This is a genomic window from Halostagnicola larsenii XH-48 (assembly GCF_000517625.1).
Lineage (GTDB): Archaea > Halobacteriota > Halobacteria > Halobacteriales > Natrialbaceae > Halostagnicola > Halostagnicola larsenii.
Window position 1 is genome coordinate 253,621 of the sequence record NZ_CP007057.1, and the last position, 17,810, is coordinate 271,430.

Consider the following 17,810-nt stretch of genomic DNA (forward strand, 5'->3'; position numbering starts at 1 on the left):
TCTGAACGCCACTTCTACGGAGCCAGTCGGAACGAATTGTATGGTACCCTCCACAATATTTATTACGGTAGCTGGCCGTTGTTCCACTCGTATGCACATGACTAGCAGACGCGGCTACCTAGCAGCCATAGGTACCGCAAGTGCGATAGGGGTAGCTGGTTGTATGGGAGACGATAACGGTGATTCACTTCGGGTCGGTGTCTCACAACATCTCGTCGGCGGGGACTGGGTTACCGCATTTTACGAGGCGGGGGAACTGTACGCTGAAGAAGAAGGAATCAGCTACAATGTCGTCAGCCACGACGAAGATTCCGCCGAACAGGTGACCGATATAAAACAGTTCGTGGCGGAGGGATACGATGGGATTATCGTTGCACCGTTCGATGAATCGGTCGACCAGGCGATCGATGAAGCTGCGAATTCGGACATTCCTGTCTTCACTGTTAACGATCCCGGGTCAACCGATTCCATCAAAACGTTCACCGCCTTCGGAAACGCCGAGGCAGGACAAACTTGTGCAGAACTGATGATCGAAAACCTGGAGGATCAGTACTCGAGCCAGGACGAGTATAGCGTTCTCCATGTTCGTGGCGATTTCAATCAGGCTTCGAACGCCCGGACGGACGGCTTTGATGAGTATATCGAAGAACAGGATCAGATCGAAGTCATCGATACGATACAGACAGACTGGAGTATAGAAGACTCACAGTCGACAACCGAGGAATATCTGAGCGCGAACGATGCGCCAGACGGAATCTACGCAACGAACATGACGTGCGGTATCGGGGTCCAGAACGCACTCGAGCAGTTAGATCTCGATTCTCCAGCGGGGGAAGACGACCACATCGTTCACACGCAACCGGACGCTGGACCAGACGTTAACCCACTTATCAAAGATGGATACATCGATGCTGCTGTCGACCAGCCCGCACATTTCTACATTCCGTTAGCGATCAAACAAATGCTTGATTACTTTGAAGACGGTGACGATGCGTTGCCGCAACCCGGGGACACTGTTGACGAGGAGGATTACTCGTTTGATCCGATCGAATACGAAGGATCACAGCTCTGGGAAGATCCGATCTGGGCTCCCGCCGAAGTCGAGGAGCAAGACGGCCACACGCATGTCTTGACCGCTGGGATTACCGTTACTGACGAAAACGTTGATAACCCAGGTCTTTGGGGGAATATTTGGGGCTAATAGTATCTTCCCTGCACCAATGAGTTCATCAAATATCGTAACGCGTCAGTTTGATCGGCTTCCCGAGCAATCGGTATTGATTCTGATCGAGAACATGATTTGGCCGATATTGGCCATTATCTCCTTTTTTATTCTACTTTTCGTTCCACGAGTCTTTACGAATACAGCCACGCTCGAGTTGATGTTGTTCGCAGCGGTACCACTCGGTCTCATTGTCTTAGCGGAGAGTATCTGCCTACTATCGGGGCACTTTGATCTCTCAGTCGGTGCAATTGCCGGGTTCTCAGCTGTATTCACCGCAATGGCACTTGCTGAGTGGAACCTCATCGCTAACCCGTTTCTCGGGATCTTGCTTATCATCGCTGTCGGATGTGCAATTGGCGCGATGAACGGTATTATGATCGCCAAATTCGGCATGAACCCATTTCTACAGACGTTAGCGTTCTTCATCATTTTCGGTGGTGGCAAACTCGCGTTGACGACACAGCCCATTTCAGGGCTTCCAGAGGGATACACTGCGGCAGGAAACAGCGCTCCTGTCGCAATTGGTATCCTGCTCGCATCCTTTGCAGTCATGGCAGGAATATTCAAATATACGGAGTTTGGGCAGGCCGTATATGCTGTTGGTAGTGACAAAGAAGCGGCACGCGCTGTTGGAATTAACACTGAACGAACAATTATCTTGGTCTACACACTAAGTGGATTCTTTTGTGCAATCGCTGGACTGATGCTGTCCGGGTACACTGGACTCGTCTCACCAAACGTTGCCGACGATATGGTGTTCTCAGCCTTTGCGGCCGCGATAATCGGTGGAATCAGTCTCTTTGGAGGCCGCGGAAAACTACTCGGGGCCCTCGGTGGTGTATTGCTGCTTAGCATCATCGAAACGGCACTGACTGTTAGTGGATTCGATCCAACGCTCATCGAAGTAATGAACGGTATCGTCCTCATGATCGCGATCCTGCTATACAACATGAAAGAGAACATCCGTGGACAGGTTCTGTCAGCGGGGGCAAACACATGAGTAGCGAACGAACGAATATCACTGACACTAACGACCAGTTGCCCGAAACGAACAGCATAATCTCTATCGAACACGTCGAGAAGCTCTTCGGCCGCATCGTTGCACTCGAGGATGTCAATTTGACGGTCCGTGAGAACGAAATTCTCGCGCTCATTGGAGATAACGGTGCAGGGAAATCTACCCTGATGAATATCCTCTGTGGTGTTCACAAACCGACGGCGGGGACGATCAATCTCCGCGGCGAATCAGTCGAATTTGAAAGCCCAGAAGAGGCTCGTAACCGTGGAATCGAAACGGTGTATCAGGATCTAGCACTGATGGACGATCTCGATGTGGCGACGAATATCTTCATGGGAAACTTCCCGTCCAGAAAGTTTGGGCCTGTTAACTCTATCAACTGGGACAAAACGTACAGTCGAGCCAAAAACATCATCGAGACTCACCTCAAACGCGATATTAACCCCCGTGCCGAGGTCGAGTTCCACTCGGGCGGGGAACGACAACTCGTCGCAATCGCTCGAGCGCTCGCGTTCGATCCGGATATTGTCATTCTGGACGAACCGACGAGCGCCCTCTCGGTTGACGCAACCGAGCTGGTTCAGGATACAGTTCGGAATCTCCAGGAGAACGGGAAGACGATTATTATCGTCAGCCACAGTCTCGATGAAATCTTCGAACTTGCAGACCGGGTCGGTGTCCTCTATCAGGGACGAATAGCAGAGGTTGCAGATACTGACTCGGTGACGAAAGACGAACTCAGCTCGTTGATGGTGACCGGTCAGCGATCGTAACCGAAGCACTGTTCGTACTGAACTGCCTCGAGGCACTCGCCTTGTTTATTTGTAGAATTCTGCTTCGATGCACCTCCCCCTTACTCGAGCCAGTCCTTTACGGCGGACCGAGACATAATTATTTAGGCTCGCTGTTCGTACTTTCGAACGAAATGGCTGGACAGACGACATTCGACTATAGCGGTGAGTCCGCTATCGTTACCGGATCGACCAGTGGTATCGGTCGTGGAATCGCCGAGGCACTTGCACGAGCTGATGCAGACGTCGTTATCAACTCGCGAACTGAATCCGATGTCGACTCGACGGTCTCGGACCTCGAAACGTATGGTGACGGAACAGTAGTCGGCGTGGCAGCCGATCTCTCCGAACCTACAGAAATAGAGACACTGGTCGAACAAGCAATTTCGTCGGTCGGAGACGTCTCCATTCTCGTCAACAACGCTGCTATTTGGCCGGATGAAAGGTCGATGATCGACGCGTCACTCGAGGACTGGGAGCTAACCATGGACGTTAATGTTCGATCGCAGTACTACGCATCGAAACTCGTTGCACAACACATGATCGACAACGATACTGATGGATCGATTGTCAATATCGGGAGTCAGACCGGCGATCGCCGAGCAGGAAGACGGGGGCTATACGGGACATCAAAAACGGCCGTTAACGGGCTCACATGGCGAATGGCCCACGAATTAGCCGAAGAAGGGATTCGAATGAACGCGGTTTCTACTGATGTTACTATGTCGAGACAGCTTCGATACGAAGCAAACCAAATCTCAAACGAAGATCCGAACCGGAGTACTGACGACGTGCTCGAGGAATGGGGAAACGAGCGACCGCTTGGTCGGCTTGGTGATGCTGAAGACCTCGCTAATGCCGTGTTGTATCTCTGTAGTGACGCTGCCTCCTACGTCGTCGGAACGATCGTCCGAGTTAGCGGTGGTGGCAATCTTCAATAATTGCTCTCCCTCTTCTTCGACCCATCCTTGTTACATTATACTATAGAATATCTGGTATTATTCATGTATATATTCTGTCTAGTTAGTAGTTTGAGAAGCGAACAGTTCGATGGCTTAGATTTTTATGATCAATCAAAACCTTCTCAGAGAGACGTGGGCACGACAAATCTTGAATGTTGGGAGCGTGAACGGACGGTGAACGCTCATTGGGCCGTTCACCTCCATGTGACCGGCTTTCACTTTGGAAGACAAAGAAATTCTTCGACTATTCGGCGTGGAGATGCAAACAGATAATAAAAATACGATGTAGAATATTAGAAGGTTATAGTGAATTGGTCTGAATAGAACTTGATATAGATGGCAATATTATATCATGTGGCAGTTAAATAATCTGATAATAAAAATGCATATAATAATATATGTCTAATTATCAGTGAATGATGAATCACCTGAACTATTTCCAATACGATTGTCATGAACGCCAATATGAATTTTAATATTGACAGTATAGAATAATGTGATTGGTAGATGAATTAGCATAAGTAATAAGTATGTGATTGCGAATGACGATAGCGGGCCGAGCACAGTTACGCGACTATGCAATCGTGGGATCAGCTAATACCCATCGTGGACTGGCTCACCGCTCGAGCGTATTACCACCATGAGCGACACACAGCGACGGAAGACGGAAACCGAACAATCGCCTCGAGATCAACTTTCGCCGACCCGACGGAAGTTTTTGCAAGTGACCGGGATGACCGCGTTGGCGACGGGAGTCAGCGCCCAATCCAGCGGTGCAGTGCCGTCGACTGGGGCAAACGGGCCCGGTCGAATCTCGAATCTCGCAGCGTATCTGGAGGACCCCCAGATGGTTGCAGAGAACGCCGAACCCACTCACGTCACTACCGCAGTTCCCTACGAGTCGGTACGGGCGGCCCGGCACGCTGACGAACCGTTCACCGAATTCGAATCGCGGTTTGCTGAGTCCGAGTACGTTCGACTGCTAAACGGGGAATGGCAGTTCGCGTTCCACGAGGATCCGTCCGAACTCCCCGACTCCTACGACGACCTCACGGCCGACGAGTGGGAATCGATCGACGTCCCCGGCGTCTGGCAGACCCAGGGGTACGGTCAGCGTATCTACACGAACAGCTCGATCACCTGGGACATCTACGAGCCGGAACAAAACGGTGAGTTAGATCCGAACGACGACGGTCTCGTCGACGTCCCTGGCGTCGACGATGACGGCCTCAACCCTGTTGGCACGTACCGACGGTCGTTTTCGGTGCCCGACAGCTGGGATGGTCGACAGACGTTCCTGCACTTCGAGGGTGTCAAGCAGGCCTTCTTCGTGTGGGTCGACGGCGAGTACGTCGGCTTCCGGACCGGGTCAATGACGCCCGCCGAGTTTGATATCAGCGACCACGTCGAGGCCGGCGACGACCACCAGATCACAGTGCAGGTGTACCGCTGGTCCGACAGCGAGGCGCTGGAAACCATCGACATGTTCCGCTACGCCGGTATCTTCCGTAGCGTCTACCTGTTCGCGACCCCGACGGTTCACCTCCGGGACTTCCACGTGCGGACCGACCTCGACGATGACTACGAGGATGGTCGACTCCGAATCGATGCCGAAATCGCGAACTACGGGGACACTCCAGCCGGCACGTACACCGTTCGCGCACATCTCTACGAGACCGATCGAACGCGACCCGGTCGTGGGCCGCCGCGGGGGAAGGGCCCGGACAACGCGTCGAGACGAGGGAAAGGCCCGGACAATGCGGCGAAGCGAGGACACGGTAAGAAGAAAGGCCACGAGAAAAGAAACGGGAATCGACCGGGGCGCGGTCCCGGGAACAACCCGCCGCGCGGGCGCAAAGAAACGACCGTCGAAGCGACTGCGACCGTTGACGAGGACGGTGCAGTCGTCACGCTCGAAACCGACGTTTCCGACCCCGAAAAGTGGTCCGCCGAACACCCGAACCTCTATCAGCTCGCGCTGGAGCTCGCACCCGTGGGCGGCGAGCCCACCGAGGCGATGCTCGAGAAGGTCGGCTTTCGAACCTACGAGACGACCCGCGGCCAGCACGGCGCGGAAATTCTGGTTAACGGCGAGCCGGTCGATATTCAGGGCGTAAACCGCCACGAGACCGATCCCGACTTCGGTCGGACGGTACCGATAGATCGACTCCGGGAGGACCTCGAGACGATGCAGCGGTTCAACGTCAATTCGATCCGGACGTCGCACTATCCGAACGATCCGTCGCTGTATCGGCTCGCCGACGAGTACGGCGTCTACGTGCAGGACGAAGTCTGCGTCGAGACCCACTGGTGGGAAGGTCTACTCGCGAACACCGACGCCTACCACGAGCAGGCCGTCGAGCAGTTCCGCCGAATGGTGCTTCGGGACCGCAACCACGCGTCGATATTCAGCTGGTCGACTGGTAACGAGGCCGGCACCGGCGCCGAGCACCTGGAGATGGCGTCGCTGGCGGCCGACTCCGACGAGTACATTCCCAACGACACATCGGAAGTCACCGGCGTCGACACCGTCGAATCCTACGACGGAGCGGCCGAAGGATTCGCACCGGATCGGCTACTCTATCACCAGCCCAACGGCGGCGGCTGGAACATTGAGTACAGCGACATGCTCGGGCCGCGGTATCCCGATGTTGGCACGCTTCTGTCGGTCGGTGACGGCTCCTATATCGGCGACGGACTCCGTTCGGTCGTCATGGGCGAGTACAACCACGCGATGGGCAACAGTTTGGGACTCGTCCACGAGATGTGGAACGAACACATCAAGCCACCCGTCCGGGAGGCGGCCGATCGAAGCGGCGCCGACAATCCGGGTGTGCTCGTCGGTTCGCCTGCGGTCGTCTCCGGTCCGGACGCCGCACCGGGCGGAAATACGGACGGTGCGGTCGCTCTGGGTGCGGGCGACGCAATCGAGATCCGTCGCGAAACGAGTCTCGAGATCGACCTCGGGTTTTCGGTCGGGGCAACGATTCAGGACGTCGATCCCGACGCTACAGTTCCGATCGTCACCGACGACGATCGCTATAGGCTGGCAGTCGCCGGCGGCGAGATCGAGTTCTCGGTCGCGGGGGGCGAAGGAGCGGTTTCAGCGCCGATCGCTACCGATGCGTTCGACGACTGGACGACCGTCGTCGGGGTCGCGGACGAGAGCGAACTCGCGATCTATATCGACGGCGAGCGGGTCGCCGCGATGGACCACGACGTCTCCGATCTGCCGTCCGGTGACGGTCCTATCAAGATCGGCACCGACGCCGTTCGATACGGCGGCCGTGACGTCTCCCTCACTGTTGACGGCGTTGGGATCTACGACCGGGCCGTAAGCGCCGACGAGACAGCCGACGCCGATGGCGAGATCGAAAACGGCGCCGTCGCGGCCTACGATTTCGCAGCCCTGCTGCGAGACAAGAGTCTCGTCGGAGGGTTCGTCTGGGACTGGGTTAACCAAGACCTCAACGACGTCACCGAGGACGGCGAGCCGTTCCAGTTCTACCACAGTGACGGCCCCGACGGGGCGTTCTGTCTCAACGGGCTGGTCTGGTCCGATCGTGATCCACAGCCCGAAATGTGGCAGCTCAAGCATGCCCACCAGCCGGTTGGCATTGCCGATGCAGACGTCGAGGCGGGTGAGATCTACGTCTCGAACCGATTCAACTTTACCGACCTCGATGTCCTCGAGGGGTCGTGGGAGCTGACCGCCGACGACGAGACGATCGCGACCGGCGACCTGCACCTCGATCTCGAGCCGGGAGAAACCAAGCGCGTTGCTCTCGACGCGGAGGCACCCGCCGACCCTGAGCCAGGTGTCGAGTACCAGCTGACGGTTACGTTCGCGCTTGCTGAGGACACCGACTACGCCGACGCCGGCCATCAGGTTGCCTTCGAGCAGCTGGAGGTTCCCGTCGATGTGCCCGAGCCTGCGTCGGAGTCGCTCGACGCGATGGCGCCGCTATCGGTCGACGAGGACCGTGATGTCGTCGTCTCCGGCGATGGCTTCGAGTACGTCTTCGACGCCGACGTGGGAACGTTGTCCTCGATGGGGTACGACGGCAACGAGCTGCTCGAGCGGGGTCCACTGTTCAACTCGTGGCGTGCACCGATCATGAACGAGATCCAGGCGTGGGGATCGAACCCGGCGACGAGCTGGTACGAGGCGGGGCTCGACGATCTGACCCACTCCGTCGAGTCGGTCAACGTCGAGCGCCCCGACGAATCGTTGGTCGAAGTCGCGGTCGAGGGATTCGCTGAAGGCGCCGAACCGACGCGCCGCCGCACCACGCCCGACCGCTCAGAGTACGGGAACGATGGCGTCCTCACCGGCGATGCGTCGGTCGTCGAGGGCGCTTCGGGACAGGCTGTCGAGTTCACTGACGAGAGCACGCTCTCGTTGGGCCAGTCCGAGAGTCTCGACATTACCGAACCGGGACTCACCATCGAGTGCTGGGTCCGTCCCGGGGAGCCCCAAGCGGGCGGCGACGCGCAGGTCTATGTCTCGAAGGGCGGTCGCCAGTACCTGCTCAAGCGCCGCGAGAGTAGCCGCGACGGGTGGCTGGAGTTCGTGTTCAACGCCGACGGCTGGCACGTCGCCGACGGACCGGTCCCCGACGACTGGACCGAGGGATGGCATCACGTCGCCGGCGTCTGGGACGGGTCCCAGATGGCGCTGTACGTCGACGGTGAGCAGCTCGGAACTAGCTCGTTCGAGGGACCGCTCCAACACGTTGACGCGCCGGTACAGGCCGGTCCAAGCGTCGCTTCCGGCACCGCTCTCGATGAGGTGCGAATCTACAATCGTGCGCTGTCGGACGAGGAACTCGGCGATCTCGCCGCTGACGGACCGATAGACGGTGCTGTCGCCTGGCTCCCGCTCGACGAGCTCGAGGAGGCTGAGGATGCGCACGGCCCCGGTTTCGTGACGAGCTACTCCTACCGCGTCTATGGCAGCGGTGACGTCGCCGTCGACGTCGAAGCCGAGCCCAATGACGGGCTTCGCGACACCGTTGAGGGCTGGCTTCCGAAGGTCGGCGTCCAGCTCGAACTGCCCGATCGGTTCGACGCGTTCGAGTGGTATGGTCGCGGCAAGCTGGAAACGTACCCTGACCGCAAGTGGGGCGTCCCGATCGGACGCTACGCGGGGTCGGTCGACGAGCAGTACGTTCCGTACCTACCGCCGACCGACAACGGAAACAAGGCCCAGACGCGCTGGGCAACACTCTCTGACGGCGAGGTCTCGTTGCTCGGGACGGTCGACGACGGAGACGCCAATGTCAGCCTTGAACAGTGGGCAAACCTCGACGAAGCGGAGCACCAGTACGAACTAGAAGAGCGCGGCTCAGTCGGATTCAACCTCGACCATCGCGTGACCGGCCTCGGTGGGACGCCGACCGATCCGATCGACCGCTACCAGGTCGAGGTCGAGCCGACCACGTTCAGCGTCGTGCTCCGGCCGTTCGACCCCGACGAGAACGATCCGATGGCGCTGGCAAACCGTCGGTTGCCCAGCGCTTCCGAGTAGGTTGCTGCCCCGGTGTGTTTTCTTTTGACAAGCGTGTCATAGAAAGATCCGCAGACAGTTTATCTTATCTCGTTTCCGGTGGATCGGCCGATAAGTGGATGTACGACTGTATTACCGTTCATTGGAAGGGTGAGAATAGATCTGCGAGAGGGGTGGTAAATACAGATTTGGGTTTCTTAACAACTAACGACTCACTGACCCACCGAGTGGGCCAGCGGGGAGAACGCCAATGAACAATTGAGCGATCGTCTCGAGATTGGCAGTGATCGACCACGGAAGGATGGCGAAAGCATCACTTCACACACTGGAATTGCATTAACCGAGACTGGTGTCCGTCTCCTTGAAGAGGTAGATCAATCAGAATAGTGTTTGGTGAGTATGCGGTTCCAGACTGGGTCCTGTCCAGGGTATTTCCAAACCAGTGTATGCCCATAAACTCGATCTTGAGGCGCTCTCCTTGGCATTTGGGTTTTGGTGTCCAGGGTAAATCACTGTCCGGAGTAAGTGCTCGTCTCGCTGTCCAGGGTAAAAATCGCAAGACTACAGTACTGTCCAGGGTAAAACAGGCTCAAAAACCAACTAGTATAGAGAGGGTTGCCGCCGCAAAAGAGTGCAGGTGTGGAGGAGAGCGCTATTGGATTTTTATCGTGTCGCTGATACGGTGCTGGCAGCACAGTAGCAGGGCATCACAGCCGAGTGAAGATACATGATAGGTACCCAGAGAAACACCATCAATACGAGCGGCATTCCTGAGATGTTGGAGGAGTACGACCAGTGGATCTGTTGGCGTGTCAAGGACCGAGACGGAAAACCAACGAAGATGCCGGTGATACTGGGGAGTGGTGAGTTTGCATCCTCGACGGATCCGACCACATGGGCGTCGATCGAGACGGCGCTCGAGTATGCCGACTCGAGAGGGTAAGGCGGTCACCGGTGACGCATCTTATGGGTAGGTAGATTGGGGGCGGGTTAATATGTGAACAATCAGCTATGCGGATCCGTCGCGGAACCGATCAATTGGGATATTGGAGACTTCCTCATAGTCGTCGTCGCCGCCAACCAATAGCGTGCCCCCGATATGTTCAGCGGTTGCCAGCGCGAATGAGTCGCCGAGCGCTGGATTATACCTGAGGACGTACTCAGAGGCTTCCATCCAGGCATCACCAACATCCACGGTTTCGACGCCGAGCTCCTCAAGCCAGTCGAGATACTCGTCAGCGGTGGCACGGTCGTACTTTCGGGCGATCGTATACCGGACTTCGGCGAGGTTCACATAGTTCGCGTAGCCGGTCGTGTCCTCCACGGCGACCGCATCGAGATACGCTTCAACCACAGTACTGCCAGGTTCATCATCTGCGTGTGCGATCAACGGTTCGGCGTCAAATATGACGTGGTCAGGGATCGCCATTACTTCTCTGTCGGGAACTGTGCGTTGCGCTCGTTTCGATCCTGTTCGCGCTTCTCGCGGAGGATGTCGGTCGCAGGTTGATCGGTCGATGCCTCCCTCCGGGCGGCGAATCCCCGCATCTCGCTCGGGGACCGAACCTGTTCGACAATCACGTCACCATCTTCAGTCTCTCGAAACAGCACCTTCCCGGGCGCTTCAATTCCCAGCTTCTCACGGAATCGCTTCGGGATGGTCGCCTGACCGTGCTTGGTAACAGCGACAACCTCTTTATCAGAACCGTTTGATTGTTCTGTCTTACTCATGACTCCTAGTAGTGGTGTGTTCATAATAATTCTTTTCTCTCGCCCCATCCGTCTCGAACACTATATCTCGGATATCGGCCAGTAGCTAGTTCATTCCCGCCATTTATCGTCGAACCCGAGCGTCGTGACCAATCTTCGGATCTCGAGTCGGGTCAAGATAGACCGATTCGGCGGGCTGCGTACGGATCGTTCGATGAGGCTATGGAGGCAGAACCATTCATGGCACACGTCGCCGAGCTCAGACAGATACAGCCAGCGGAGATCCCTGAGATTCGTGAACAGGTTGGCGACAAGGTCCTACAAACACAAGTCGAACACGAACACCGCTCATCTGATACGGGGAACACGAAGCCGTCGATTGTCCACAGAGCGGATACGCCCCCGTGTGGATACGAACGCGAAACTTCTCCGCTGTGGAATGACAAAGACAGTGAACTCCGGGAGTTACTTCGCCAGCAGAGATTCGCTAGACCGACTCCCTGCCAGAATTCGGTAACTATTGGGGTTTCAACAAACCCGTCTTCGCAGCAATCAGGACCCAACGAGTTGCACGCCGTGGTTTAAGAACCGAGGCGTCCCAAGAACGAACAGCGGCGACCGTTATCCGACAGAGGATCGGTCCCCCAGCCAATGTCGCCTCGCTCGAGTTCCTTGAACGCGGTGACCGCACTTTCTCTATTTCGTCGGTCCGTAGCTCTTTGAGTCGCTCCGCGCCGTACTGTTCGTCTTCAGTCGCTGCGGTGGCGTCGGGAGGCAACTCGAAGCCGATCCTCGCCGCCGTGGTCGCCCAGTACGGACGCTTGTGCCGAACGGGGTCTCGTCTCTTTCAGTCGGGAGAGGATGGGATTGACGGCGACGGTAGGTCGTGTTGAAGACTCTCATACTGGATTAGATCGAGCGTCACAACGTACGTCGTTCCCTCGTAGGCGACGATCCAGTGACCTTCGCTATCGGTGCTCGCGACCGGCTCGTACTCGAAGAGCGTGTGGGCCACGCCTTCGAACGCCCCATCGTCGGTCGAGGACGCGTAGTACCCGCCCTCGGCGACCGCCTTGTCGACGACCTCCCGTTCGTCATCGGCGAGTCCCGTGACGGAAAACCGATACTGTGACTCGAGGGTTTCGGCATATTGTTCGCCACTCCCGAGTCGTTCGGCCAAGGTATACTCGTACGTCGTCACCCTCGTTTTGATCGGTTCGACCTCGACGCCCATCCGTTCGCCATCGACCAGGAGAGCATCGAATTCCGGTTCGGGGACGAGGATAGAGGTCGCCTGTTCGTCTTCAGTGTAGGTTCGCTCGCCGCTGACGGCATCGACGCCGGACCGGCGATTCGACAGAGCCGACTCGATCCACTCGACGTCGGCGGGCGGCAGGTCGTCGACCGACCGTCCAGTCCCCTCGGACGCAACGTTGAAATCGAGCAGGAGATGATAGTTGTTGCGCGTTTCGGTAGCCAGTTCAGTTCGCTCGAGTGCGACCACCTTGTCTTCGAAGCGAACCGGGTATGTGACCTGGAGCGGCGGGTGCTCACCCGATGCAGTCGCCGATCCGGTTTCGAGGACCTCGTCGACGAGTTCGCGCATTTCGTCGATTCCATCATCATTCCCTCCATCGTTCGAGCGGACATTGAACGTCACTGGTTTGAGGATTTTATCTGTCGTGGCCTCAGATATCGATAGAACGCCGGCTGGATCCATACTACACCCGGCGAACGCGGCGCAGAGGCCAGTTGCAAGAGACATGAGGACGCGACGTCTGGAGGGCATCACTTGGGTAACGACGTATCATTGGTAAATACTTTCTTCTCACATCATCGCTTCGCACGCCCAGTAGTAGCGTGGCTGGTGATCTCATCGTAACCGTTTCGGCGTAGTGGGTATCCCCCGTGGGTTAAAATTCGATGCGGTTCTTGGATATTCCATCGAACAGCGGCGATAGGACGGCGCTCTTCGCGACGAATCGAGTCATACAGTCAGCAGACCCAGAGGTGTTTTATGATTGGTGTGACAACTTCTGCGGTGATTGGCAACTTATTCGGTCACCTATAATCGCAGTTACCGTGATTGATTCTCTTTCAATCTCCGTCGAAATTGAACATAGTCCCTTGGAGATGCGGAGCTAGTTAAATCGGTCCACTAATATTTAACTAGTAGTGGCTCTATGTGCCAAGTAGTTGCAAATGGTGTTGCAAGAGTTATCTGATAACGCCCCTGGACGGCTCGTCCCATACGATCAGCGTCCATATTATAGTCCAGATCCGCTTCCGCCCGAGACTGAACTCCAGTTCGAAGGGGACTTCTACGAACTGCTTTCGGAGGCAACGTTCTGGCTCGGGAAGCTCAGTGGGTTTAGCCGAACAACGGAGTTCGCTCCTGTCTTGTACACGTCGTTGCTTCGAAAGGAAGCGATGGAATCGGCTGAAATCGAGGGGGCAGATATCGATTACAACGCCCTCTATAGCTTCGAGACTAGATCGCTGGACAATCCAAAGTCCGATGGAGATCCAGTCACAGCTGTCGACGAAACGAAAGACGTCCAAGAGGTCCTCAATTACGAGCGAGCACTCGAGAACGGTATTAACGCGCTCGATCGTGGAGACGAAATCTCGACTGATCTCTTGCATATCCTTCACGAGACGCTCCTCACCGACGTTCCAGACGATCGGCGTGAAACGGACACCATCGGAGCGTTCAAAACGGTCCCGAACCACCTCGGCGAGTTTGTGCCCCCTGTCCCGAGCGTTGTCGACGGCTTGATGGATGCATTGTTGACGTACATCCGGACCGGCGGGAGCTACCACCCGCTCATCGATATTGCGCTCACACACTATCAATTCGAGACGATCCATCCGTACGGAGACGGCAACGGTCGACTCGGACGACTGCTCATCACACTCCAGTTGCACAATCAGGAATACCTCGAACAGCCGACGCTGTATCTAAGCGAATATTTCAATCGCTACAAGGAGACGTACGTCGATCGCATGACTGCTGTGAGAAAATACGGTGAGTGGGAAGCCTGGATCGAGTTCTTCGTGACGGGTATTCGCCATCAAGCGGAAGAATCACTGCTGCGCTCACAGGAGTTGTACACGTTGCAGCAGGAGTACGAATTGGAATACGGTGACAACGCTGCTGCGTACGCACAGCTTGCGTGTACACTCTTTGAACAGCCGTATCTCACTGCGGCTGTCGTGCAAAACCTGCTTGATGTGACTGGGCCGACTGCCTATCGTGCGCTCGATCGCCTCGAGGAAGAAGGCGTGCTCGAGGAAACGACCGGGAAAGAGCGTAATCGAGAGTATCGGGCACGGGAAATCTTTGAGATTCTCGAGCGACCGCCGCGAACATACTGAACTTCTACAGGGAAAGCAGGCTAAGTATCATGAGTACGCTCACGCACTCTTGCACGGTGACATCGACGAGACCGAGCGCTCGAAACGCGACTCAAAGCAGAAGCCGTAGGCGGTACTTTGGCCTTGACATAAGTAGTTCGGAGTTCTATCTCGCTATGGGGAAAGGCGACAATCCAGAAGCGATTCTCGACCGCCTCGAGCGAATCAGTTCGACAGCGGCAGAAATCATTGACGTCGCTCAAAGGGAGATGGCCAAAACAAGCTGAAGAGAACTCGGATATTGAAATTGTATATCTGTCCTCCAGGACAGATATATGTGCTTTGTCCTCGAAGAAGGTTATATGACAAAACGGTCAACCTCCTCAGACGATCCGTCAAAACAGTGGGATACGGATCGGACGATGTTCCAGCGTGTCTACGACATTCTCGTTGGCACTACGGATCCCGTTTCTGCACAACGATTCGCAGAGTGGGCTCGCTGTTCTGAGACCGGTGCTCGTCAGGCACTTGAGCAACTTGTCGAGATGGGGATTGCAGAACGAACAGGAACCCGACCAGCTCAGTATCAGCGGAATCCATCGTACTTTCAGTGGAAGCGTGTTGAAACGCTTGCGCGCGAACACAGCTCAGGTGAGCTTCGTTCGCGCTTGGCAGAACTCATTGAAACAGATCAGGACCTGCAGGAAACGTATGGGGTCCCAGATCCGGATGCTGTCGTCGTCTCTGATGATCCTGTCGAAGACCATGAAGCGCTTCACGACCGGTGGGACGACCTTACAGAATGGCGGACAATCCGTCGAGACATTACAATCTTGAAACGGGCTGTTCAACGGGCCGAGTCATCAAACGATGGTCAGATCCAGTCAAAGACGTGACGGGGCGAGACGAAACGCCAAGCGGTCCCCTTGATGTTCCGACGCTCGAAGTACTTGCACAGCGTGCAGCAACCCATCCACTTGTTTCCACCTGGGAGTTTCGGCCTGATGCAATTTCTCCGCGTGTGCTCGAACTCCAGTTAGACAGCACACAGTATCCCTCCGCAGTACGCGAAGCTCGAGTGGATATTCGATGGTTTGTCGGAGACGACTACACAGTCCACTATATCGAGATTCGTGAGGAGAAGACCTGGCAATGTCGATGGGATCGCCACCCGAAACCAGAGGCGCCTCGGAACCACTATCATCCGCCACCAGATGCGTCCGCAGATGTAGAGCCGTCCTCACTCGAGTGTGACCATCATTTGGATGTCCTCCTTGCCGTGTTGGAGTGGATCGAAGATCGAGTCCAGTCGTTACATTGCTAGCTAAGTCACTATGTTTAAGCAGCGAGAGATTCCCCGCCCTTTTCAGTAGTTGCCGATTCAGATTTCAGGGAGATCGTTGGAGTGGGAGGAGATCAATAAACAATGTGCGTTATCCAACTGTAGACCTACATGAGGAGGAATTCTTTTGGGGGTTGCACATAATTGTGTAACCATAGGATGTACGAAGTATGTGGCGAGAAAGAACTCAAGGTCATCCTCGCGATTGACTCGGGAGATTCTATCTCGGGCGTCGCACGAAAGATCGATGAGAACCGGGAGACAATTCGTCGCGTCGTGAACCGTATCGAAGCGGCGGGCTACGTCGCGTACGATGATGGCCTCCAGCTCATCGATCAGACAGTCCGGGATGTGGGACTCGAGTTTCTGGCCACAGCAGCAATGACTTCACCGCCGTCAATCTCAGAAACGTACGTCCTCCCGCAGTTTGCAGGGATGGATTACGCGTTCACCGCCATCGATGCGGTTTATGTGTGGACTCACGGTGGGTACCAAGTCGCCCGCGATCCAGAGGACTACCCACTATTCATTGCCGTTCAGGAATCTGAATTCGACGCTTGGACGGAGTTCTTCGACCGGTTCGGAATCCCGACTGCAGAGAAGCGCCAGCCTGCTGAAGGTCTCGATGGTGCCATACAGGTCATTCTAGAGCCGCGGCCACAAATCGAGGCAGAGATGGTTGACGGACGTCCCGTCGTTCCACTCCAGGAAACCGTGGCGTTCGCAAACGAGCACTACGCAACGTTCGAGTCGGCACTCGACATGCTCGGACGAATGTACGATGACGTCGATACCGACGCAACATACCGCATGGAGCCCGCCTGAACATGAGCCAAGAAGACCGAAGCGAGGCACTCATCGAAGTGCTCGACGAACTGGAACAATCAGACATAGGATTTGTCCTCGTGGGAGGGTATGCAATCAGTCAATTCGAACCGCGATTCTCGACTGATTTAGATCTCGTCATTACACCCGATAACTACGACGAAGTCGTAGCGTTCCTCGAATCACGCGGCTTTGAACGACAGGCAGATTTTGAAGTCCCACCAGAAGAGACCATCTACAATCGGGAAATCGAACTTTTTGAACGAACTGAGGGATTACCTCACCCGGTCGGTGTGGACATCCTTGTGAATGGTCTGGGTTGTCGGCAGACCGAAGCAGAATGGTCGTTCGACTATCTGCGCAAGCATAGTTCTCCGACGACGATCTCAGGCGGGACTCGCTCTACAACTGCACGAGCAGCTGATGGAGAAGTACTCGTTGCTGCAAAACTCCATAGTGGCCGGAAAACAGACCTCGCTGATGTTCTCGCCGCAATTCCATCAATCGACCTGGACATGGTCGAGTCACATCTACATCGTGGAGATGCAGATGCTCTCCAAGAACAGCTCAGCGATGCACAGACATTCATTGATGATGGCGGGCTGGATCACCGGTTTAAGAGTATGTTTGGTCAATCGGCGGCATCGGCCGAGGACATTGAGACATTCCTTGAGTTCCTCAAGCAACAACAGCAGTGAGATATCGCTCATTGACTCAGCGGAAGTCACCTGCTCGTTAGTTTTCAGGCTCCGTTATACGGAGTTCGCCGCTGACTTCGTAGAGATACCCGCGATCGATCAACCGGGACAGTCCATAGGTTGCATCCCCCGCTTCGAGATCCACCTGTTCAGAGCAACGAAGGACCTCGAGTGCGTGTTCTCGCGGAATTGACTGCCCGCTTTGCTCCGCTGCTGCGTTGGAACTGTGGGTAGACAAAATTTCATACACGTCCGTAATCCACTCTGGAAGCGGTGGGCGTGGATCAGTGAGGTCGGTCATCTCAACGCTGTACTAGCAACTGCACGATCAACCCGCATAAGAATATTCCCCGATAGAGACTCAAATTGACGT

Annotated in this window: 12 protein-coding genes and 4 pseudogenes; 12 read left to right on the top strand and 4 right to left on the bottom strand. The window is 55.7% G+C overall.

Going from position 1 to position 17,810, the window contains the following annotated elements:
* The first annotated feature begins 91 nt into the window (after window positions 1-91).
* From HALLA_RS17505 to HALLA_RS20780, 7 genes and pseudogenes are all read left to right on the top strand, one after another.
* Complete coding sequence (locus tag HALLA_RS17505) at window positions 92-1,201, top strand: sugar ABC transporter substrate-binding protein (RefSeq protein WP_049954781.1); 1,110 nt, start codon at window positions 92-94, stop codon at window positions 1,199-1,201.
* Window positions 1,202-1,220: 19 nt separating this feature from the next.
* Window positions 1,221-2,225, top strand: coding sequence for an ABC transporter permease (locus tag HALLA_RS17510; protein WP_049954782.1), 1,005 nt, complete (start codon window positions 1,221-1,223; stop codon window positions 2,223-2,225).
* Window positions 2,222-3,016 carry an ATP-binding cassette domain-containing protein gene (locus tag HALLA_RS17515; protein WP_049954783.1) on the top strand — a complete coding sequence of 265 codons (795 nt, stop codon included), beginning with the start codon at window positions 2,222-2,224 and terminating at the stop codon, window positions 3,014-3,016. The genes HALLA_RS17510 and HALLA_RS17515 overlap by 4 nt, the downstream gene beginning before the upstream one ends.
* A gap of 152 nt (window positions 3,017-3,168) precedes the next feature.
* Window positions 3,169-3,975 (top strand): SDR family NAD(P)-dependent oxidoreductase, encoded by an 807-nt coding sequence (locus HALLA_RS17520; protein WP_049954784.1) that lies wholly within the window; start codon window positions 3,169-3,171, stop codon window positions 3,973-3,975.
* Window positions 3,976-4,128: 153 nt separating this feature from the next.
* A pseudogene (locus HALLA_RS21500) lies at window positions 4,129-4,255 on the top strand (IS6 family transposase); the annotation flags it as partial.
* A gap of 381 nt (window positions 4,256-4,636) precedes the next feature.
* Window positions 4,637-9,526, top strand: a complete 4,890-nt coding sequence (locus HALLA_RS17525; protein WP_084569105.1) for a beta-galactosidase small subunit-related protein — start codon at window positions 4,637-4,639, stop codon at window positions 9,524-9,526.
* Between the two features lie 706 nt (window positions 9,527-10,232).
* Window positions 10,233-10,439 (top strand): annotated as a pseudogene (locus HALLA_RS20780) (hypothetical protein); the annotation flags it as partial.
* Window positions 10,440-10,514: 75 nt separating this feature from the next.
* Here HALLA_RS20780 and HALLA_RS17530 read toward each other — a convergent pair.
* The 4 genes and pseudogenes from HALLA_RS17530 to HALLA_RS17540 all read right to left on the bottom strand — a co-directional run bounded on the left by HALLA_RS17530 (window position 10,515) and on the right by HALLA_RS17540 (window position 13,004).
* The gene (locus HALLA_RS17530; RefSeq protein WP_049954785.1) at window positions 10,515-10,934 is read right to left on the bottom strand and encodes a PIN domain-containing protein; all 420 of its coding nucleotides are present in this window, start codon (window positions 10,932-10,934) and stop codon (window positions 10,515-10,517) included.
* A complete protein-coding gene (locus tag HALLA_RS17535) occupies window positions 10,934-11,236 on the bottom strand; it encodes an AbrB/MazE/SpoVT family DNA-binding domain-containing protein (protein ID WP_049954940.1) in 303 nt (100 codons plus the stop codon). The genes HALLA_RS17530 and HALLA_RS17535 overlap by 1 nt, the downstream gene beginning before the upstream one ends.
* A 664-nt stretch (window positions 11,237-11,900) precedes the next feature.
* Window positions 11,901-12,096: pseudogene (locus tag HALLA_RS21790) on the bottom strand (MarR family transcriptional regulator); the annotation flags it as partial.
* On the bottom strand, window positions 12,063-13,004 hold the full coding sequence (locus HALLA_RS17540; protein WP_049954786.1) for a hypothetical protein: 942 nt from the start codon (window positions 13,002-13,004) through the stop codon (window positions 12,063-12,065). The gene HALLA_RS17540 and the pseudogene HALLA_RS21790, both read right to left, overlap by 34 nt.
* A 413-nt stretch (window positions 13,005-13,417) precedes the next feature.
* Here HALLA_RS17540 and HALLA_RS17545 point away from each other — a divergent pair, with 413 nt between their 5' ends.
* The 5 genes and pseudogenes from HALLA_RS17545 (at window position 13,418) to HALLA_RS17560 (ending at window position 17,437) form a co-directional block, all read left to right on the top strand.
* Complete coding sequence (locus HALLA_RS17545) at window positions 13,418-14,593, top strand: Fic family protein (RefSeq protein WP_049954787.1); 1,176 nt, start codon at window positions 13,418-13,420, stop codon at window positions 14,591-14,593.
* 28 nt (window positions 14,594-14,621) lie between these two features.
* Window positions 14,622-14,859: pseudogene (locus tag HALLA_RS21505) on the top strand (DUF955 domain-containing protein); the annotation flags it as partial.
* Between the two features lie 75 nt (window positions 14,860-14,934).
* Window positions 14,935-15,468 (top strand): DUF7342 family protein, encoded by a 534-nt coding sequence (locus HALLA_RS21245; RefSeq protein ID WP_174887917.1) that lies wholly within the window; start codon window positions 14,935-14,937, stop codon window positions 15,466-15,468.
* Between the two features lie 605 nt (window positions 15,469-16,073).
* Window positions 16,074-16,739, top strand: coding sequence for a helix-turn-helix domain-containing protein (locus HALLA_RS17555; protein ID WP_049954789.1), 666 nt, complete (start codon window positions 16,074-16,076; stop codon window positions 16,737-16,739).
* 2 nt (window positions 16,740-16,741) lie between these two features.
* Complete coding sequence (locus HALLA_RS17560) at window positions 16,742-17,437, top strand: nucleotidyltransferase family protein (protein WP_049954790.1); 696 nt, start codon at window positions 16,742-16,744, stop codon at window positions 17,435-17,437.
* The last annotated feature ends 373 nt before the right edge of the window (window positions 17,438-17,810 follow it).